Here is a 1,965-nt window from a genome sequence, read left to right on the forward strand (position 1 = left end):
ACCTCAACGACGAATTGATGGCCGGCAGCGAAGACGAGCGCACCACTTACCGGATCAAGGCCGGCGTGCCGGGGCCACTGGTCGAAGCGGCGATTGTCGACGGCGAGGGCAATTTCCTTCCGGCCGACGGCGAAACCCAGGGCGAACTGGTGCTGCGCGCGCCATGGCTGACCGAAGGTTATTTCAACGAGCCGCAGAAGGGCGCCGAGCTCTGGGCCGGTGGCTGGTTGCACACCGGTGACGTCGCCACGCTCGACAGCATGGGCGTGATCGATATTCGTGATCGCATCAAGGACGTGATCAAGACCGGCGGCGAGTGGATCTCCTCCCTCGACCTCGAAGACCTCATCAGCAGGCATGCGGCGGTACGCGAAGTAGCAGTGGTGGGCATCGCCGATCCGCAGTGGGGCGAGCGCCCGTTTGCCTTGCTGGTGGTCCGCGAAGGGCAGGTGATCGGCGCACGGGAACTGAAGGAACACCTCAAGCCGTTCGTCGAGCTGGGGCACCTGAGCAAGTGGGCGATTCCCAGTCAGATCGCCCTTGTTACCGAAATTCCCAAGACCAGTGTCGGCAAGCTCGACAAGAAGCGCATCCGCCTCGACATCACCGAATGGCAGGCCAACAACAGCACCTTCCTTTCGACACTTTAACTGCCTGCTGGCGCGCCGAAACCGGCGCGCCAGACCCACCAAGCAAGCGCTTGGCTTGTGAAATCGAAAAAATCAGCCATCCTTGCCGTGCCGACGTGTGTCGGACTGGCGAAAGGACTGTTCCAGAGTGGTTGGCGGCTGCAAATCACACTTTAGAGGGATCAAGCACTACCACCCGCTGGCTATAGTCCGCTCAAGGACTTTTTGAAAACGGAGCACACGCACTGAACGGGGCGAGCAACTCTGGAACGATTTCGGGCAGCCCTGGCGCCCGGTCCTCCACAGCGTTTTTAAAAGTACTCACTGCCATAACAATAATGCACATGGAGTAGCGTCGATGACCTCAGTAAACCAGTTCTGGCGCCGGGCAAAACTGCCTCTGGCGGTCAGTCTTGCCTCCTCGCTCGCCGGGCCTGCATTCGGCGTCAGTTTCAACGTCGGTGAAATCGAAGGCCAGTTCGACTCGTCCCTGTCGATCGGTGCCAGTTGGTCTACTCAGAGCCCGAACAAGAACCTCATCGGCGTCAACAACGGCGGCCGTGGCCTGTCGCAGACCTCCGATGACGGTCACGCCAACTTCAAGAGCGGCGAGACCTTCTCGAAGATCTTCAAGGGTATCCATGACCTTGAATTGAAATACGGCGACACCGGCGTGTTCGTCCGTGGCAAGTACTGGTACGACTTCGAACTGAAGGACGAGAGCCGCGAGTTCAAGGACATCAGCGACAGCAACCGTAAAGAGGGCGCCAAGTCCTCCGGCGGGCAGATCCTCGACGCCTTCGTCTACCACAACTACGCGATTGCCGATCAGCCGGGCTCCGTGCGTCTGGGCAAGCAGGTAGTGAGCTGGGGTGAAAGTACCTTCATCGGCGGCGGCATCAACTCGATCAACCCGATCGACGTCTCCGCGTTCCGTCGTCCGGGCGCCGAGATCAAGGAAGGCCTGATTCCGGTCAACATGTTCTACGTGTCGCAGAGCCTCACCGATAACCTCTCGGCCGAAGCGTTCTACCAACTGGAATGGGATCAGACCGTCGTCGACAACTGCGGCACCTTCTTCTCCCAGCCAGACATCGTTGCCGACGGTTGCGACAACAATTTGCGCGTACTGAACAAGCGTTCGCAGATTCCGGCGATCGCTTTGGGGCCGTTGGCCGCCAACGGTGTGAACGTCGACCAAGAAGGCGTGCTGGTGCGCCGTGGGCCGGACCGTGACGCGCGCGATAGCGGTCAGTGGGGCGCGTCCCTCAAATACATGTTCGAGCCACTCGACACCGAGTTCGGCGCCTACTTCATGAACTACCACAGCCGTGCG

General features: G+C 60.1%; 2 protein-coding genes. Both read left to right on the forward strand.

What is annotated here, in order from left to right; all coding sequences use genetic code 11:
* The coding region (locus OQK_RS00350; RefSeq protein ID WP_016770612.1) for an AMP-binding enzyme at positions 1-650 on the forward strand (650 nt) is incomplete at its 5' end.
* 337 nt (positions 651-987) lie between these two features.
* Positions 988-1,965: DUF1302 domain-containing protein (locus OQK_RS00355; protein WP_016770613.1), on the forward strand; the 978-nt coding region annotated here is incomplete at its 3' end.

This window comes from Pseudomonas sp. R62, assembly GCF_000257605.1.
Lineage (GTDB): Bacteria > Pseudomonadota > Gammaproteobacteria > Pseudomonadales > Pseudomonadaceae > Aquipseudomonas > Aquipseudomonas atacamensis.